This is a genomic window from Campylobacter sp., assembly GCF_019423325.1.
Lineage (GTDB): Bacteria > Campylobacterota > Campylobacteria > Campylobacterales > Campylobacteraceae > Campylobacter_B.
Map to the genome: position 1 here is coordinate 821,009 of NZ_JAHZBQ010000001.1, position 16,513 is coordinate 837,521.

At 46.2% G+C, this 16,513-nt stretch carries 14 protein-coding genes and 1 other RNA gene; 3 read left to right on the forward strand and 12 right to left on the reverse strand.

Annotated elements, in window-relative coordinates; all coding sequences use genetic code 11:
* Window positions 1-1,710 precede the first annotated feature (1,710 nt).
* Together QZ367_RS03690 and rnpB are read right to left on the reverse strand one after the other, a co-directional pair.
* The gene (locus QZ367_RS03690) at window positions 1,711-1,989 is read right to left on the reverse strand and encodes a hypothetical protein (protein ID WP_291937518.1); all 279 of its coding nucleotides are present in this window, start codon (window positions 1,987-1,989) and stop codon (window positions 1,711-1,713) included.
* A 36-nt stretch (window positions 1,990-2,025) separates the two neighbouring features.
* Window positions 2,026-2,342, reverse strand: an RNA gene (rnpB, locus tag QZ367_RS03695) — RNase P RNA component class A.
* A 340-nt stretch (window positions 2,343-2,682) separates the two neighbouring features.
* On the opposite strand from rnpB, the gene QZ367_RS03700 reads away from it, so the two are divergent.
* Window positions 2,683-3,048 carry a hypothetical protein gene (locus QZ367_RS03700; RefSeq protein WP_291937520.1) on the forward strand — a complete coding sequence of 122 codons (366 nt, stop codon included), beginning with the start codon at window positions 2,683-2,685 and terminating at the stop codon, window positions 3,046-3,048.
* A 404-nt stretch (window positions 3,049-3,452) separates the two neighbouring features.
* On the opposite strand, the gene truD is transcribed toward QZ367_RS03700, so the two are convergent.
* Window positions 3,453-4,565, reverse strand: coding sequence for a tRNA pseudouridine(13) synthase TruD (gene truD, locus QZ367_RS03705; protein WP_291937523.1), 1,113 nt, complete (start codon window positions 4,563-4,565; stop codon window positions 3,453-3,455).
* A gap of 106 nt (window positions 4,566-4,671) precedes the next feature.
* Between truD and QZ367_RS03710 the strand changes: the two genes are divergently transcribed.
* Window positions 4,672-5,709 carry a hypothetical protein gene (locus tag QZ367_RS03710; RefSeq protein ID WP_291937526.1) on the forward strand — a complete coding sequence of 346 codons (1,038 nt, stop codon included), beginning with the start codon at window positions 4,672-4,674 and terminating at the stop codon, window positions 5,707-5,709.
* Window positions 5,710-5,872: 163 nt separating this feature from the next.
* On the opposite strand, the gene QZ367_RS03715 is transcribed toward QZ367_RS03710, so the two are convergent.
* From QZ367_RS03715 to QZ367_RS03750, 8 genes are all read right to left on the reverse strand, one after another.
* The gene (locus QZ367_RS03715) at window positions 5,873-6,355 is read right to left on the reverse strand and encodes a hypothetical protein (protein WP_291937529.1); all 483 of its coding nucleotides are present in this window, start codon (window positions 6,353-6,355) and stop codon (window positions 5,873-5,875) included.
* A 15-nt stretch (window positions 6,356-6,370) separates the two neighbouring features.
* A complete protein-coding gene (locus QZ367_RS03720; RefSeq protein WP_291937532.1) occupies window positions 6,371-6,856 on the reverse strand; it encodes a hypothetical protein in 486 nt (161 codons plus the stop codon).
* Window positions 6,857-7,296: 440 nt separating this feature from the next.
* Window positions 7,297-7,983: a lysophospholipid acyltransferase family protein gene (locus tag QZ367_RS03725; RefSeq protein WP_291937535.1), complete on the reverse strand. Its 687-nt coding sequence runs from the start codon at window positions 7,981-7,983 to the stop codon at window positions 7,297-7,299.
* Entirely contained in the window at window positions 7,964-9,256 is a 1,293-nt protein-coding gene (locus tag QZ367_RS03730; protein WP_291937538.1) for an SH3 domain-containing protein, read from the reverse strand. The genes QZ367_RS03725 and QZ367_RS03730 overlap by 20 nt, the downstream gene beginning before the upstream one ends.
* On the reverse strand, window positions 9,250-9,915 hold the full coding sequence (gene purQ / locus QZ367_RS03735; protein ID WP_291937541.1) for a phosphoribosylformylglycinamidine synthase subunit PurQ: 666 nt from the start codon (window positions 9,913-9,915) through the stop codon (window positions 9,250-9,252). Before purQ ends, QZ367_RS03730 begins: the two co-directional genes overlap by 7 nt.
* A complete protein-coding gene (gene purS, locus QZ367_RS03740) occupies window positions 9,912-10,148 on the reverse strand; it encodes a phosphoribosylformylglycinamidine synthase subunit PurS (RefSeq protein WP_291937544.1) in 237 nt (78 codons plus the stop codon). The genes purQ and purS overlap by 4 nt, the downstream gene beginning before the upstream one ends.
* A 3-nt stretch (window positions 10,149-10,151) precedes the next feature.
* A complete protein-coding gene (purC, locus tag QZ367_RS03745) occupies window positions 10,152-10,871 on the reverse strand; it encodes a phosphoribosylaminoimidazolesuccinocarboxamide synthase (RefSeq protein WP_291937547.1) in 720 nt (239 codons plus the stop codon).
* A gap of 10 nt (window positions 10,872-10,881) precedes the next feature.
* On the reverse strand, window positions 10,882-12,171 hold the full coding sequence (locus tag QZ367_RS03750; protein WP_291938142.1) for a S41 family peptidase: 1,290 nt from the start codon (window positions 12,169-12,171) through the stop codon (window positions 10,882-10,884).
* A 216-nt stretch (window positions 12,172-12,387) separates the two neighbouring features.
* Between QZ367_RS03750 and QZ367_RS03755 the strand changes: the two genes are divergently transcribed.
* A complete protein-coding gene (locus QZ367_RS03755) occupies window positions 12,388-14,997 on the forward strand; it encodes an AAA family ATPase (protein WP_291937550.1) in 2,610 nt (869 codons plus the stop codon).
* Window positions 14,998-15,574: 577 nt separating this feature from the next.
* Here QZ367_RS03755 and ppk2 read toward each other — a convergent pair.
* Complete coding sequence (gene ppk2 / locus QZ367_RS03760; protein ID WP_291937553.1) at window positions 15,575-16,477, reverse strand: polyphosphate kinase 2; 903 nt, start codon at window positions 16,475-16,477, stop codon at window positions 15,575-15,577.
* Window positions 16,478-16,513 lie beyond the last annotated feature (36 nt).

Here is a 16,513-nt window from a genome sequence, read left to right on the forward strand (position 1 = left end):
CGCGAGCTAATTCAATCCGCTCAAGCATTAAACGCACGCCCTCATCACGATGTGGCAAGATCAATCGCTACGCTTTTTGCCCAAGAAATTCAGCGCTGCTATACCGAAACAAAATTTGACGCCGCATTATTGCATGCGTAAATTTGCGGTTGTAGGCAAAATTCTACATTTCAGAGGCGGAATTCATGATTCATGAGCTAAATTTCGTATTTTGGCGAAACTCTAAAAAGCGGCTTACGGGTACTATGAATTTCAAATAGCAGCGCTGCGAGCAGGATTAGCCGTTTGACGCTAAGAAATCTATGAGCGTTGCGCGGATATAATTCATATTTTGACAAAATTTCAAAAGCGATCTGCAAGCACGCAAAATTAATCTGCAATCCCAAAAGCTCGTAAATTTGTATTTTACGGCGACACAAAAACCTCGCGCATTAAAGCGTAGCCAAGATAAACATCGCGCTAATACGGCAATAGGCTTCGGATGGTTGGTGCGAGCGTAAAGCAAAAACCGCGGCTACTTGCGAGCTCAAACCTTCGCTACGTATAAACAAGCCAAATAAAATTCTACGCCGAATATTTTTTGTCGCCGTTCGTAAAATTTCAGCGCAATTTAGCTCGCGAAATTTTATCAGCCGCAGCAAGTGGCGTAAATTTTAAAATTTAACTCGCGAAATTTTAAAGCCACGGCATTTTGAGCGGCTAGATTATCGGCAAAGGCGCCTTAAGTTCCGCCTCTCATAAAGCTTTAGCTTTTGCATTGCAGGCTTGCAGGCTTTTTAAAATTATCCGCCAGGCAGCTTATTTTGTGTATTAGGTGTTTATTTGGAGTAAAATTTTAAAAACGGACGCAAATCTCAAAACATACGCCGTATTTAAAAAAATGGAAAGATGAGGCGCGCAATCTTACGCGGCGGCAAGATGAAATTTTAAGTTCGACGCGGTGCCAAAACACACAAAATTCTCCTGTAAAATCGTAAGATTCCAAAATTTCTCGACAAAAATCAAAGCCATAGCACTGCAAATTCGCCAAATACCTTCGCGCTAAAAACCCAAAATCCCGCTGCCATAGTCTCAAAAAACTGCGCATATGAAAATTCTGCGAGTAAATCGAAATTACCGAGCGTCTCAAAGCCGCATGCGTAAGCGAAAAAATCGCTGCACCTTAAAGCTACCCTAACGATCTCGTTTTACCGCCTTTATATGCCGCGAAAATCGCGCAATAGGTCGAAACTGAGCGAGATAGGATTTTAAAGGCTTGATTTTACGATCGATCCAAGCGCCTAGGCGCCAATTCAAATCCACTCGATGAAATTATTTATATTGAGGCTGCGAGGCTTTGGCAGACACATAAACGGACATAACAGCCAAATCCACGCGACGGAATTTTTGGTGCAACTTCGCAACTTCAAGGCTTAGCGCCGATTCGATTAATAAATTGCGCGCTCCTTAGCCAATGCGCGAGTATGTGACGCCGTTATACGATTACAGCAAATTTGGCGTGCTAAGCTAAATGCGGGCACAAATAAGCACCGCCGATATACGCCGTGCCGCGACTTTGTATCGCTAGAGCCAAGCGTACGTAATAAATTTTAAATGCTTTTTGTTTCGCATAAAATTTTCAATAGTTTTTAGAGATTTTATAAAATTTTGAGCATTTTGCGCTGCTGCGCCGCGCCACACTTATACCAAATCACGCTCAGTCTGCACCGCCTATTTATCGGTCGCGCAATTTTCATTGTAGTAGGCTATGGTGCGCTCGTACTCGTCGTAAGCCTGTATATAATCGTTTGCAACGCTTGGGTTTGCGTATCTATCCTCGACCGCCAAAAGCTCCGCTTCGAGCTCTTTGTAGTGCTCATAAACCTCTGCGCAAGCGCGATCATGAGCATCGCCTTGCAAGATTACTGACTTATCAGGACCCGCACTCGCGCAGCCTCCGAGCCCTAAAACGACGGCGCAAAGCGCGCCACATAAAATTAAGCTTTTCAAAATTCTTTCCTTATTTCAAGTAAATAAATTCGGCGTAAAAGAGGTGTGGTTATAAGCCGAGTTCCGTTACAGCGGTCATTTATCTAGACCGATTTTTGCAAATCGGTTCGAGCGAACGGTTCGAATATAAGACGAAACCACCCGTTCTTGCTGCAGGTTGGGTTTGCATTGCCGCCCGTGTCTCCACGCGCGCGGTGGGCCCTTACCCCGCCCTTTCACCCTTACCGCTTGCGCGGCGGTTTGCTTTCTGTTGTACTTTCCCTAGGGTTGCCCCCGGCGTCCGTTAGACGCAACCTTGTCTTATCGCAGCTCGGACTTTCCTCTCCTTGCGGAGCGACCGCACGCCACACCCGAGCGCAATTATAGCTTTTTTGGCTTAAATTTCAGGACTCGCGGAATTTAAGGAGTGGAATTTTACGCCGAGAGCAAGTATAAACTCCTGCCCCTGCATCATTACCGCCGGAGGATGATGACGATAAAGAAGCTAATAAATTAAATCATATCTTTAACAAAAAAGGGCATAAATTAGATGATTTTTTAAATAAATTTAAAAATAATCAATAACAAGCTTATAATGCTATAATTAAAGAATTTGAAAAAGATATGGCAAATGGTAAGTTGCCAAATAATTTTACTAATGACATAAAGTCAATATTAAAGGCTATGAAATTACTGTACGTGGAGTTATAAAAAATGGAAAACCAAAAATCGGAACAATGTTTATCCTTAGATAATTTTACGGATATTGCAAATATCGAAGCTGAAATTATTAAGCTAATAAGTGATGATTTAGGCGATTATGCGCTTTATAAGCAGTTTGAAAATTCAGAAATTACAAAAAGAGAGGTTTCGACAGCCGGATATTATTGCCATTTCAAGTGTAAAAAAATATTAGAAAAAAGCAAAAACAACGGTTTTGTCGGCAATGTAAATTTAACGCTTTCTGATGAAAACATTGGAGGAGCAATGGTTCTTTTGGAAAATGGAATTTTAAAAATGTTAGAATGCTACTTTTGGGAAGAGAATAATTTTTTTGAAAATATTGTAAACTGGCAATAGTAGATAAAAGACTTAAGCGATTTTAAGCTTAATAATATTTTGCTAGTTATTGGCCAAAATGAATTTGGGCAACTATAAAAAGGTGAATTTTATAAAATTTCACCTACGACCGAGCAGAATAAAATTTTAAATTCTATGGTTTAGACAAAACGGCGCGCTTATTGCAATAAAATTTTACGAAATTTCATAAAATTTTTCTACCGCGCAAATTTAAATCCGCGCAGCTGGCTCCAAAATTCCGTGCAGCGTGGTGCACCGCGACGTGGCGTGGTTTGACGTGGGCGCGACATGGGACGCGCGAGCCCTACTTCGCGGCGCGGTGCGATGAGCGCAAGTGCGGCGTGAACCCCACTCTGCGGTGCCGTTTGACGCGGCATGAGCCCTAATCCGCGGCGCGATGCGGCTCAATCCTCGTCTGTCGCGGCGCCCTCGAATATATCTCGGTGCAAAATTTCTTCCAGAACGACCGTCGCATAAGAGCCTTTCGGCAGGTAGAAACTGAAGCTAAAATGCGCATTTTGCGCATCATAGGCGTGTTGCACGCGCTCCATAAAGCTCCACGCAAACCTGCGCGAGCCGTTCATCTGCGCCTCAAGCTCGCGAGCAGGCGCGAAAATCTCATCTTCGAATTTACCGCCAAGCCCGCTAGCTCGCAGCTTAGCTCGCCCGACGATAAGGCCTGCGCTCGTGATTTCTCGCCTCGCAAACCGCTCGCACTCCGCGCCAAGATCGTCGCAGCTAAAAAACGCACCATGGGGAAAGTGTCCTAAAATCTCGCCTCTTAAAAGCTTAAAAAACTGCGGTTGAGCCGTGATCTCGCGTGCCTCCTCCTTGCTTAGTCCATAAATTTTAGAAAACTCGCCAAGGCTAAATTCCGCCGCAAATTTTGAAATTTCGACCCGCTTGCTAAGCCAGCGATTGAAAAGCTCGCTCTGATAGGCGCTGATTAGAAAGTCGCGCATTTTGGGGTTTTTAAGCCGCCTCTGTCCGCGCAGCACCTCCTCGCCCTGCGCCGCGTTGTCGCCGAACTTGCCGAAGCGCTGATAGCCGAAGTAGTTCGCAAAGCCCTCGCGCCCTAGCGTATCTAGCGCGGCTGCGAGCTTGACGGCGTCGGGCGGCAGGACCTTTTTTAGGCGGATGAAAAAGTCGTTGCCCTTAAGATGGCCGATTTTAAGCTTGTTTTTGTGCCTTTGCACGCTTAAAATTTTAAGGCTTTCGTGCGAAAATCCGCCCAGCGCGGGCTCAAATTTAGCGGGCATACTAACGTGCTGCGTCGTAAGGCCCTGCTTATCTTTAAGCCCCGCGTAGCCGAACTCGCGCATCTTTGCACACGTGCACTCGCTTAAAATCCGCAGCGCCTCGTGCGTGCTGATGCCCTTTTTTTGCAGCAGCAAAATGCAGTGCTCGCCCTCACCACTAGGCTCGTAAAGCGGTACTTCGCGCACGACGAAATCGCTGGAGTTTTTACTAAAATGCGCATTTATCGGCGCGTGATTTAGGGTGTATAAATTTTTCATAGCCCGCCTTTGCGTTAATCTAAGGCTCAATTTTATAAAATTGAGCCTAAAAAACTCATTATTAAGGCAAATTCTAGTATCATTCGCCATAAAAAAAGGATGAAAAATGCTTCAAATCAGGCTCTTTCGCTTCGATCCGCACTGCGACGTCACGAGCTACTTCAAGCCCTATGTTTATGAAAGCGCGCCCTTTGCCGATCTTGCGGCACTGTTTGACGACATCTATGCGCACGATCCCTATTTTAGCGCGCAGGGGGTGGAATTTGTAAAAATTGGCGGCACCGCGGTGAGCGTAAAAGAGCCGCTAGATACGCTCATAGCGCACTTTGGAAGCGAGCTAATCATCTCGCCTCTTAGCGAAAAAGAGGCGATAAAGGATCTGCACTGCGAGCCACGAGCGTTTTTGGATAAATTTAGAGCCTTTGAGAGCATCGCGGACGCTGCTGATTTCGAGTTTTACAAAAGCCTTGCGCCCTATTTTTACTCGACGAAAATCCCCGCATGCTCGCAGGAGTTTTTGGGCAACAGCGCCTTTATCTTCGCGCACCGCCTGATGCAGACGCACCCGAGCGAGCGTATGAGGGTTTTAGAGATCATCGAGCTGCAGATGGCGTATTTTACGAAGTGCGACGCCGTGGGGATGGAGTTTGACGACCGCGCGGCATACAGGGCGTTTTGCGATATTTTAAAATTTGAGCCAGCGCGCAGCAATAAAATTTTAAGCGCGCAGAGCATGACGGAATTTGACGCAGCGGGCGCGAAGCACAATTTTAGCGGCTTTAACGTCGCCGTATGGTACGACGAGGCTGCGGAGGATCTAGCCAGCAGGCTGGGCGCGCAGATCGTGCACTTTGAGCACGAAGGCGCGCCGCTTGGAGCGCAGATATATGAGCGCGAACAGGAGTGCGCGCTGCGGCTGGGGGGCGAAATTTTATTTGACGCGTTTGATAGCGGAAGCGATTTTTTGCTAGTAAATTCCAAGCTTGCGCTTGATTTTTTAGACGGCAGAAGCGATGAAATCCAAAGGCTTTTCGGTAGAGATCTCGCGGGCTTTTATCTAATCGCGACGGATGAGCTCATCGCTCTAGCTCGCGGCGAGAGGCCCGACTTTTCGGCACGCAAGCTAAAGCCGATGCTGATTTAAGCGGACGAGGTTTTAAAATTTATCCTATTACGACGGTAAAATTTTAAATCGACTGCATATTGATGATCGGCATAAAGCAAATAGTTTTCTTAATCGCAGGCGGTTTATCCTCTACTATTTCTTTAATTCGGGTATTTGTTGTTTTGCCCTATGGCTCGTATTCTTACTTTGCTATAAATTGACTATTAAAGCTTACCTTTAATTTCTCTTTTAAAGTAAAATTTTCTAGTCCAACTCCACCACCGCCATATATGTTTAAAATTTTTCTCAAAATATCTATAATTTCATCGCTGGTTGTATTCTCGGCATCTGTTTTTATATCGTGAAGCTCATAAATAATTCTATGCGGATCGCCAATCGTTTCATCATTAAAAATCCGCCTCAAGTCCAGCTCTATATCGTTACTTTTATAATGCAATAACCATATCGTTTTAGTTAAGGCATAATCTCCTATATCTCTTAAATGATCATGCGATATACGAATTAGCCAAGTGTTATTTTCTCGGTCTATACACCAATCTAATCTTTCTAGGAACCATAGACTAATTTCATCATCATCATATTTTTTGCGTATTTTGTTTATCGTTTCCAATAAACTATATTTTTCAATATCCTCTTTTGAAATACGCTCTGTAACAAACGCCACCTTATCCCCTTTGCTTTAAATTTTTGATATGAAAGTTACTTGAATATTCTCTTTAGGGATAAAATACGTTATAATGTCTCCTCCCTTAAACTCATTTAAAATTTCTTTTAAAATATCTACAATCTCTTGTTTTGGTATATCCCCGATATCGCTTCTTATAGATTCCAGTTCATATATTAGTATAAACGGATTATCCGTATCTTTTTTACTGGTATATTCATTATGTATATTCCTCAGATCGATTTCTATATCTTTACCCTTGTAGTGCAAGATCCATATATCTTCGCCGCTATAGTTCATATCTCTCGGATCTCCGATAGTGATACTGCGCACAGGAAAAAGCCAAATACCTCTTTCTCGATCTATGCACCAATCTCTCGAATTTAAATCTACCAAATCAAGCTCACCCTGATAATACTTATTGCATATCTCATTGCACGGTTTTAGCAAATCGTATTTCTCGACATCCTCTTTTGAAATTTCCTCTGTAACAAACGCCATTCTATCCTCCTTAAGAATTTAAAATTTTAGACCGCTTGCGGGTTGCCGCCATCTTTTGCTCTTGCGACAAATCGTTTAGCCATTTTCGCAAATGGCTAAATATAGGCTAAATTTTATCTTGCCGCGCCGCGTAAATTTTAAAATTTCGCTTTTATGTAGGCGCTGTTTTCTTGCGGGTCTCTCGCCGATAACTCGCCGCCTGCTGCTTAGATGAAATTTTAAAATTCCACTACCTGAGCGCATGGATAAAATTTTAAAATTTCGTCGTCCACGCGCACGAACGAAATTTTAAAATTCCACGCCGCTTAACACGAGCGGATGAAATTTTATAAAATTTTGCCGCCGCAAATCAAAGCGCAAATAAACGCGCTAGCGCACAGAAATCGCGCGAACTAACAAAAGTCGCGTTTGAATTTTATCGATAAATTTATGAATCCCGCCTATGCTTCGGCGGTTTCGTTTTCGTCGATTACGGCTTGCATCGCCTCTCTGGCGTGCTGCAGCCAATCTTTATCGCTCGTATCGAGCAGGTCTAGGTAGATGATTTTGACGTGTCCGCTGTGGACGGTGAAATCGTGGGAGTTTGCGATGTGCTGCGTGCCGATGAGCACCACGGGCTGGACACGCAGACCGAGCTTGCTAACGATCGCTTTGGCGCCGCTTTGGAATTGCAAAAGCTGCGTGCCGCGATGTCTGGTGCCCTCGGGAAACATCGTGATGACGCACCCTTCGCTCACGCGCTGTTGTACTTCGTGCACGATCCGCACCAGATCGCGCGGATTTGAGCGATCGACTTGGATCATCTTCGGAAGAGTGATGATTTTGCCGATGATAGGGATGTCTGCGATCTCCTTTTTAGCGATCCAGCAGATATCGGCGGGATGGGTTTCTTCGAGCACGACGATATCCATTATGCTTTGGTGGTTGGCGATTACTAGCTGCGCGCGCGGATCGGGAGTACCTATGATCTGGATATCGTATCCGACGCCGTAGCGCTGGAAGCGCCCCCAAATGCGGCGGAAGCGGCGATGAGAGGAGTTTTTCACCGCCATAGCGATCACGACGCAAACGACGGTAAAAATAAACCAAATCGCGTAAAATAGCGCTCTAATCCTTGCTAAGCTCATCTTTTTTAACCCAGCCGATCTTGTTGCCGCCTAGCATGATTTTATAAAATTCCTTATTCGTACCCAAAATTTCAACCTTTTCGGGATTTTTAGTCACGTAAAATACCGTGGAGCTTTGCATAGGCAAAATTCTAACCGGGGAATTTTGCGCGATACTGCCCGTGCCATAAGGCCTTTGCGCATAGAAATTTACAGCCAAAATCAGCACAGCAAAGATAAGCGGCGTGATATTTTTGCTAAGCAGAAACATCACCAAAAGCACAGCAGCTAGCGTGTAGATCGCGATCTGCTTATAGGCTTCGAACTTGCTCTCTTTCGGATTTAGCCCGATCTGCGTGCTAAGATCCTCGGCGCGCGGATTAAGCTCAAGACCGAAATTTTCAAATTTTTTAGTATTAAGATTGAAATAGCTGAAATCTAAATTTGTGATATTTTTATCCACGACGGCGAAATAATATCCGCTCTGACTTGCGTATGTGCCGCGCACGGAGTCCACGCCCTGCTTGATAATGGCTGGATTATCGATACTAAAAGCGCTGATTGCGCCGTTTCGGATACCAAGATCGAGCGTGAGTAAATTTGAAGCGTCGTCAAATTTTGTAGTTTTGTAGTTTTTAAGCTTCAGCTCGTCGGCTACGATATGCGAAAAATTAGGCTTCGTGTCAAGCTTCATAAATTCCGGATTATCAGGCTTAATAGAGCTTTTTTCAAAGAATTCTCCGTTGCGCTGCAGCGTCAAAACGAGCTCATTTATCTTATCGCTCTTATCGCTTGCCGCAAACCACAGCGTCGTCTCAAACATCTCGTCGCCCTCAATCCACGTAAGATTGTCGGCATTAAGCCACTTCATGCCATTGGTGCGGCTGATCTCCAGCTTTGGCTTAACGGTGATTTTCTGCCCCAAATACACGGCGAAATCAATCTTAAAAATTTGATTGCAATACACCTTCCTAGGCATTCCACTGGCTTTTAGCGTAAGCTCCTTGGGCTTAATGTCCTGATAGACCTTATCGTCGGATACATCCAGATCGACTTCGTTAGTAGGCGCCAGAGCCTTAAGATCGTCGATGCTTAGATTATCCATCGACATAACCTCTTTTTTATTATACTTCAGCATTACTTTAGAATTATCGCGCGTCTGCGGCTCGTCGGGCTTATCCTCAGCTTTTTTCGGCGCATATTTACTTAGATCATCAAGCGAATCGATCTCAATCTCCGGCGCAGCAAACGCAAGCGTACAGACACCTAAAATAGTAAGAATTCTTTTTAGCAAATTAAGCCTTTTAGCATTTTCCCTCCGTCCGTACCGCCCAAAATAGGCTCTATCGCGCGCTCAGGATGCGGCATCAGGCCGAAAATCTTTTTGTTTTTATCGCAAATCCCGGCAATTGCGTCCACTGAGCCGTTCGGATTTAGATCCGCGCCGTTTTCGTCGCAGTATTTCAAAAGCACGCAGTCATCGTCGTATAGCGACTTTAGCGTATCCGCAGGCGCATAATAGTTTCCCTCGCCATGCGCGATCGGGATATTTAAAATTTCGCCCTTGTCGCAACAGTGCAGAAATTTATTGTCGTTTGAAACGACGCGCAGATGGTGAAATTTTGAGATGAAGCTTAAATTTATATTTCTACTCATCGCTCCTGCAAGCAGCTTCAGCTCCAAAAGCATCTGAAAGCCGTTGCAGATACCCAAAATATAGCCGCCCTTTCGCGCGTGATCAAGCACCGCCTGCATTATGGGGCTAAATTTAGCAATCGCCGCGGTTCGCAAATAATCCCCGTAGCTAAATCCGCCAGGCAGCACGATCAGATCGGCATTTATAGCGGTTTCTTTATGCCAGATTATCTGCGTTTCGCAACCCAGCGCGTCAAAAGCGTATTTGCTGTCGCGCTCGCAGTTGGTGCCGGGAAAATTTACGATCGCTACCTTCATATCTCGATCTCGTAGTCTTCAATGACGGTGTTTGCCAAAATTTCATCGCACATCTTAGCGACGTCGGCGTAAATTTTATCCCTATCCTCGCCGTTTAGCTCAAGCACGATCTGTTTGGCTACGCGCACGTCCTCTACTCCGCTAAAACCAAGCGAAGCGAGGGCGTGTTTGACCGCCTTGCCCTGCGGATCGAGCACGCCCTCTTTAAGTCTTACGTTTACGATTACCTTCATCGCTTATCCTAAAATTCTACGCAAGACCTCTTCGTAGGCCACTTTTACGCTACCGAGATCCTGCCTGAATACGTCCTTATCGAGCTTTTTGTCAGTTTGTTTGTCCCAAAAGCGGCAGCTATCGGGGCTGATCTCATCTGCAAGCAGGATATTTCCGTCCTTATCCCTGCCGAGCTCGATTTTGAAATCCACGAGCTTTAAATTTCGCTCGTCGAAAAATTTAATCAAAATTTCGTTGATCTTGCGCGCGATCTTTTTGAGCTCGTCAAGCTCGCTTTGGCTCTTTACGGCGCCAAGCAGCAAGCAATGCTCGTCGTTTAGTATCGGATCGCCCAGCTCATCGTCTTTGTAGCAAAACTCCACCAGCGTAAACGGAAGCTTCGTGCCCTCTTTGATGCCCAGGCGCTTTGTAAGCGAGCCGGTGGCGATATTGCGAGCGATGATCTCAAGAGGGAAAATCTTGCATTTTTTTACGAGCTGCTCGGTCGGACTGATCGTCTCAACAAGCGCGGTGTCGATACCATGCTTTTTAAGAAGATCAAAAATCAGCGTCGAAATTTTACAATTCAGCGCACCTTTGCCGCTCTCTTCGGCTTTTTTGACGCCGTTAAACGCCGTCAGCGAATCTTTAAATTCTGAGATCAAAAGGTCGTCACTTTCGTTAACCGACCACATCTTTTTGCCCTTGCCTTCGTAGATGAGCTCTTTTTTGGTAGCTTGCATCACACTCTCCTTACTTGATGTTTAGAATTTTTATCGCGTCTATTGCGGTTTTTAACTGGATATCGTTATTAATCTGCTCTGCGGTGATGAAATTTTTCTCATCCTTTTTCTGAGCATCTTTTTTCTTGGTCTCGACCTTGGCTAACTCGCCTTGCAAATGCTTTTTGAGATCGGCTTCTTTTAGCGAGAATTCATCCTCGTCGCGGCTCGGCACCTTGCCCGGCGCCACTATGAGATCGGGCGTCACGCCCACCGCTTGGATGGTGCGGCCGCTTGATAGATAGTAACGCGCTATGGTTAGTCGCAAGGCTTCTTTATCCTCGATCGGTAGAATCACCTGCACGCTTCCCTTACCAAAAGTTTTTTCACCAACCAACACGGCGCGCTTTAGATCCTGAAGCGATCCGCTTACGATCTCGCTCGCACTCGCGCTGCCGCCGTTTACTAACACTACCAGAGGCAAATCAGTGATCTTCTTTTTAGGATCGGCGTTATGCGCTTCGGTTTCGTTTTTCGCGCGTCCTTTTTGAGAGACGATAAGCCCTTTGCCGACGAATAAATTTACAAGCCCGATCGCTTGATCCAAAAGCCCACCCGGGTTGTTTCGCAGATCCAAAATAATGCCTTTGGCGTCTCTGTGCTCTTTTATAAATTTACTCGCATCCGCCACCACGTGCTGGTCGAAATTCGTAACGCGCAGATATAAAATTTTATCTTCCTCGATCATCTTGGCATAGACCGATTCTACTTTGATTATGTCGCGGATAATCTCGACGTCGAAAGGCTTGCTAACTCCCTTGCGGACGATCGTTAGAGTGATTTTGGTTTTCGGCTTACCGCGCATTTTTGAGACCGCATCGTCGATCGTGATGCCGAAGGTCGCGTTGCCGTCGATACGCAAGACCACATCGTTAGCCTGAATACCTTTCTTGTCGGCAGGAGTGCCCTCGATAGGCGAGATGACGGTCAAAGCGCCGTCTTTCATACCCACTTGAATTCCAAGCCCACCGAACTCGCCCTCAGTCTGGACTTTCGTATCGTTAAACGCCTTTTCGTCCATATAGCTTGAGTGCGCGTCGAGGTTATTCATAAGCCCCGAGATCGTCTTGTCCACAAGTTCCGAGAATGTCATCTCATCAACATAATTGTTTTCGACGATCGCAAGCGTTTTGGTAAGCTTAGCTAGCGCCTCCAGACGCGTTTTTTCGCTATCTGGTTTTTTAGTCGCATTGACCTCTCTGGCTTGTAAATTTCCGGTAAAAAAACTAACGCCTAAAAATAGAGAAAATATGAATCCCAAGCCGAAGAAGAGGTGTTTTTGTCGCAAAGTTTATCCTTGAAAGTAAAATGGAGTGAATTTTATAGAAAATTGGCTAAAAATAAGGTAAATTTCATACGAAATTTGCGCGTTTACGGATAAATTTAAACCGAAAATTTTAAAATCTCACTAAAAAACCTTGACATAAAGACACTAAAGTTATATAATGCGATCAACTTCAACTTTAGGAGAAAATTTATGAACGAAACCATTGAAATTTTAACCGATAAAATGCGCTCTTTGCTCGAAAGCAGCGTTTCTTTGGCGATCCATTCTAAAAATAGCGAAGTGGACGTATTACACATGCTCTGGGCTTTGGTAGCCGACAGCGGCTCGGTTCTAAATCAAATTTTTAATAAATTTAGCATCGAAAAGACCGCGGTCGAGCTTGAGATCAAAAGCGAAATTTCAAATTTGCCGACCAGTTCAAACGTCACAAAGGAAAACGTGCGAATCTCGCGCGAGCTGATGAACTCGCTAGAGATCGCAAAAGGGCTGATGACGAGCTCGGGCGATAAATTTATCGCCGTAGATACCTGGCTGATTGCAAATTTAAACGCAGATCCGCTAAAGAAAATTCTGTCTAAATTTGCAGATCTTATCGAGATCAAAAAGGAGCTAGAAGCGCTTCGCGGCGGCAAAAGCATCGATTCGCAAACCGCCGACGAGACGCTTGAGGCGCTTAGTAAATTCGGCGTCGATCTCACCGCTAAGGCGATCGCGGGCGAGCTCGATCCGGTCATCGGTCGCGACGAGGTGATCTCGCGAATGATGCAAATTTTAATCCGCAAGACGAAAAACAATCCTATCCTACTGGGCGAGCCGGGCGTGGGAAAAACCGCGGTCGTCGAGGGTCTTGCTCAGCTGATCGCCAAAAAAGAGGTTCCGCTCAGCCTGCAAAACAAACGCGTCATCGCGCTTGATATGAGTGCGCTGATTGCGGGCGCGAAGTACCGCGGCGAGTTTGAAGATAGGCTCAAAGCCGTCATAAACGAAGTCGTAAAAGCCGCAAACGTCGTACTTTTCATCGATGAAATTCACACCATCGTAGGCGCAGGCGCAAGCGAAGGCTCGATGGATGCCGCAAACATCCTAAAGCCCGCCCTTGCGCGCGGCGAGCTACATGCGATCGGCGCTACGACGCTGAAAGAATACCGAAAGTATTTTGAAAAAGACGCCGCACTTCAGCGCCGCTTCCAGCCCGTAACGGTCGCAGAACCTAGCGTGAGCGAGGCTACGGCGATCTTGCGCGGCATAAAGGAGCGGCTAGAGGTGCATCACAACGTCACCATCACCGATAGCGCGCTTGTGGCGGCTGCAAGGCTAAGCGACCGCTACATCAGCGATAGATTTCTGCCTGATAAGGCGATCGATCTGATAGACGAAGCGGCGGCGGAGCTTAAAATGCAGATCGAAAGCGAGCCCAACGAGCTTGCCAAGGCTAAGCGCGACATCCTCACGCTTCAGGTCGAAAAGGAAGCCCTTAAGATGGAGGATGACGGCAAAAACGACGAGCGGCTCGCGCAGATCGATAAAGAGATCGAAAATTTAACTGAGCAGAAAAATGCGCTTCAGGCTAAATTTGAAAACGAAAAGTCCGTATTTGGAGGCATCAGCGAGGCGAAAAAAGCAATCGATAGCCTTAAAAACGAAGCCAGCCTAGCAAGACGCAACGGCGATCTTAGCAAGGCTGCCGAGATCGAGTACGGCAAGATCCCCGCCGCGCAGGCAAAGGTCAAGGAGCTTGAGGCGAAATGGGACGTGATGAAAGAAAACGGCGTGCTTTTGCGAAACCGCGTGGACGATGAGAGCGTGGCTGAAATTTTAAGCAAATGGACGGGCATCTCGGTAAGCAAAATGCTCTCCTCCGAAAAGGAGAAATTCCTCCACATCGAGGAGCATCTAAAAGAAAGCGTCGTGGGGCAGGATGAGGCGCTGCACGCCATCGCTCGCGCCGTCAAGCGCAACAAAGCGGGGCTCGTAAACGAAAACCGTCCAATCGGAAGCTTTTTGTTCTTAGGCCCTACCGGCGTCGGCAAGACCGAGAGCGCAAAGAGCTTAGCGAGGTTTTTATTCGATGATGAGCGAGCGATGATCCGCTTTGATATGAGCGAGTATATGGAAAAGCACAGCGTCTCGCGCTTGCTCGGCGCGCCTCCTGGATACGTAGGCTATGATGAGGGCGGACAGCTTACCGAAGCGGTGCGCAGAAAGCCCTACTCTGTGCTGCTTTTTGATGAGATCGAAAAGGCGCACAAGGACGTTTTTAACATCCTGCTTGGAATTTTAGACGACGGGCGCGCGACCGATAACAAGGGCATTACGGTCGATTTCAAAAACACGATCATCATCCTAACGAGCAATATCGGCTCGGCTAAAATTATGGAGCTTGACGCCAAAAATGCGGACAAGCCGCGCGAGGTCGCGCTTGCCGAGCGCGAGGAGGCGATAAAGAGCGAGCTGAAGAATTATTTCAAGCCCGAATTTATCAACCGTCTGGACGACATCGTGATCTTCAACGCCCTAAGCGAGGACAATCTCATCAAAATCGTGGGCATTATGTTTAAGAGCCTGCAAAAAACGCTCGCAAATCGCGGCATTAACGCGAGCCTAAGTGAAAATGCCAAAAAGCTCATCGCCTCGGCGGGCTTTGATATCGAATACGGCGCAAGACCGCTACGAAGGGCGCTCTACGATCTGGTGGAGGATAAGATCGCCGATATGATCCTAAGCGACGAGATCAAAACGGGCGATCGGATCGAAATCGGCGCGCGTGACGGCGAGATCGAGATAAAGAGGGTGAAGTAAAATCGGGCGGAATTTATCCTGCAGGGTAAATTCCTCGCTTTGGTGGAGTAAATTTGGCGAGGTGAATCTAATACTTTATTAATATAAATTGGGCGAATAATCTATCCCCTTAGGAATTGAAACAGCAAATTCATCTCGCTTGCCGGAAGCGTATTGTAGTAGAATTTCATCCCGTTGGGAATTGAAACGTCGCATATGTATGACGCATAACGTATAACTTACGCAGAATTCCATCCCGTTGGGAATTGAAACTTTAAGAAATTTATCCAGTAAGCGTCATCCTCATCGGGCAGAATTCCATCCCGTTGGGAATTGAAACTTTGCTTGTCTATATACGAAGGGCAGCGCGCGTAACGTAGAATTCCATTCCATTAGGAATTGAAACGTGATATACTTCATCGCGTAGCCCGTGGCGTTGTGCATAATTCCATTCCATTAGATAGAATTCCAAAGGATCTTGAGGAGCACAATCATAGAATTTAATGCCTTTCTATGATTAGGAAATAAATTCCTAATAAGCAATTTTCTTAGCAAGCCTCCATGGCAATTCTTAGCGAGTAATCTTCATTGGCAAGATTTAGCCCTTTTTCTTATCCTTTTTGTTCTTGCGAGAGGGGCTTCCCAGCTTGCGCCAAGCCTCGCTTTTTTGGCTATCCTCCATTAGCACTATCTCCCTGGCTCCGTTTCGCACGAGGTTTGGGTCCACCGCAAGCTCCTTCGCGTCGATCTTTTCGGGATAGTCTATGCGCGAGAGTATGCAGCGGAAGGCGTTTAGCCGCGCGATCTTTTTGTCGTTGCTATCAAGGATCGTCCACGGCGCAAACTCGGTATTCGAAGCGAGCAGCATCGAGTATTTTGCGAGCGTGTATTGATTCCACAGCTCCTGTGATCTCGCATCCACCGGCGAGAGTTTATATTGCTTCAGCGGATCGGTACGGCGCGATTCGAAGCGCCTTTTTTGCTCCTCTTTGGAGACTGAGAAGTAAAATTTAAACAAAATTATCCCCGCACTTACCAAAAGCTCCTCAAATTTAGGCACTTGACGCAGGAAATCTTTATGTTCGGCGTGGGTGCAAAAGCCCATCACGGGCTCGACCATCGCGCGGTTGTACCAGCTGCGGTCAAAGATCGTGATCTCGCCGCCGCTGGGTAGGTGCGCGACGTAGCGCTGGAAGTACCACTGCGTCTTTTCGACATTGCTCGGCTTTTCGAGCGCTACGATGCGGCATCCGCGCGGGTTTAGGTGCTCGGTTAAACGCTTGATCGTGCCGCCTTTGCCCGCCGCGTCGCGCCCCTCCATCAAAATCAAAATTTTTAAGCCTTTTTCTTTTACGAATTTTTGCAGCTTCAAAAGCTCGATCTGGTATCTCTCAAGCAGGGTTTCGTAGTCTTTGAACGAGATTTTTTCGTACTTTGAGCTTTTAAATTCTATCTCTTTCAGCGCTATTTCGCCTGTTTCGGTTTTGATTTCTTTGCTCATATCGCCTCCTAAAAATTTTGAGGAATTTTACAAAAA

Excerpts from the sequence above, each read along its gene's own strand:
- truD (WP_291937523.1), bottom strand. The coding sequence starts at position 4,565 with ATGAAAAATTTATACACCCTAAATCACGCGCCGATAAATGCGCATTTT.
- purC (WP_291937547.1), bottom strand. The coding sequence starts at position 10,871 with ATGCAAGCTACCAAAAAAGAGCTCATCTACGAAGGCAAGGGCAAAAAG.
- purQ (WP_291937541.1), bottom strand. The coding sequence starts at position 9,915 with ATGAAGGTAGCGATCGTAAATTTTCCCGGCACCAACTGCGAGCGCGAC.
- QZ367_RS03710 (WP_291937526.1), top strand. The coding sequence starts at position 4,672 with ATGCTTCAAATCAGGCTCTTTCGCTTCGATCCGCACTGCGACGTCACG.
- QZ367_RS03700 (WP_291937520.1), top strand. The coding sequence starts at position 2,683 with ATGGAAAACCAAAAATCGGAACAATGTTTATCCTTAGATAATTTTACG.
- QZ367_RS03755 (WP_291937550.1), top strand. The coding sequence starts at position 12,388 with ATGAACGAAACCATTGAAATTTTAACCGATAAAATGCGCTCTTTGCTC.
- ppk2 (WP_291937553.1), bottom strand. The coding sequence starts at position 16,477 with ATGAGCAAAGAAATCAAAACCGAAACAGGCGAAATAGCGCTGAAAGAG.
- purS (WP_291937544.1), bottom strand. The coding sequence starts at position 10,148 with ATGAAGGTAATCGTAAACGTAAGACTTAAAGAGGGCGTGCTCGATCCG.
- QZ367_RS03720 (WP_291937532.1), bottom strand. The coding sequence starts at position 6,856 with ATGGCGTTTGTTACAGAGGAAATTTCAAAAGAGGATGTCGAGAAATAC.
- QZ367_RS03725 (WP_291937535.1), bottom strand. The coding sequence starts at position 7,983 with ATGAGCTTAGCAAGGATTAGAGCGCTATTTTACGCGATTTGGTTTATT.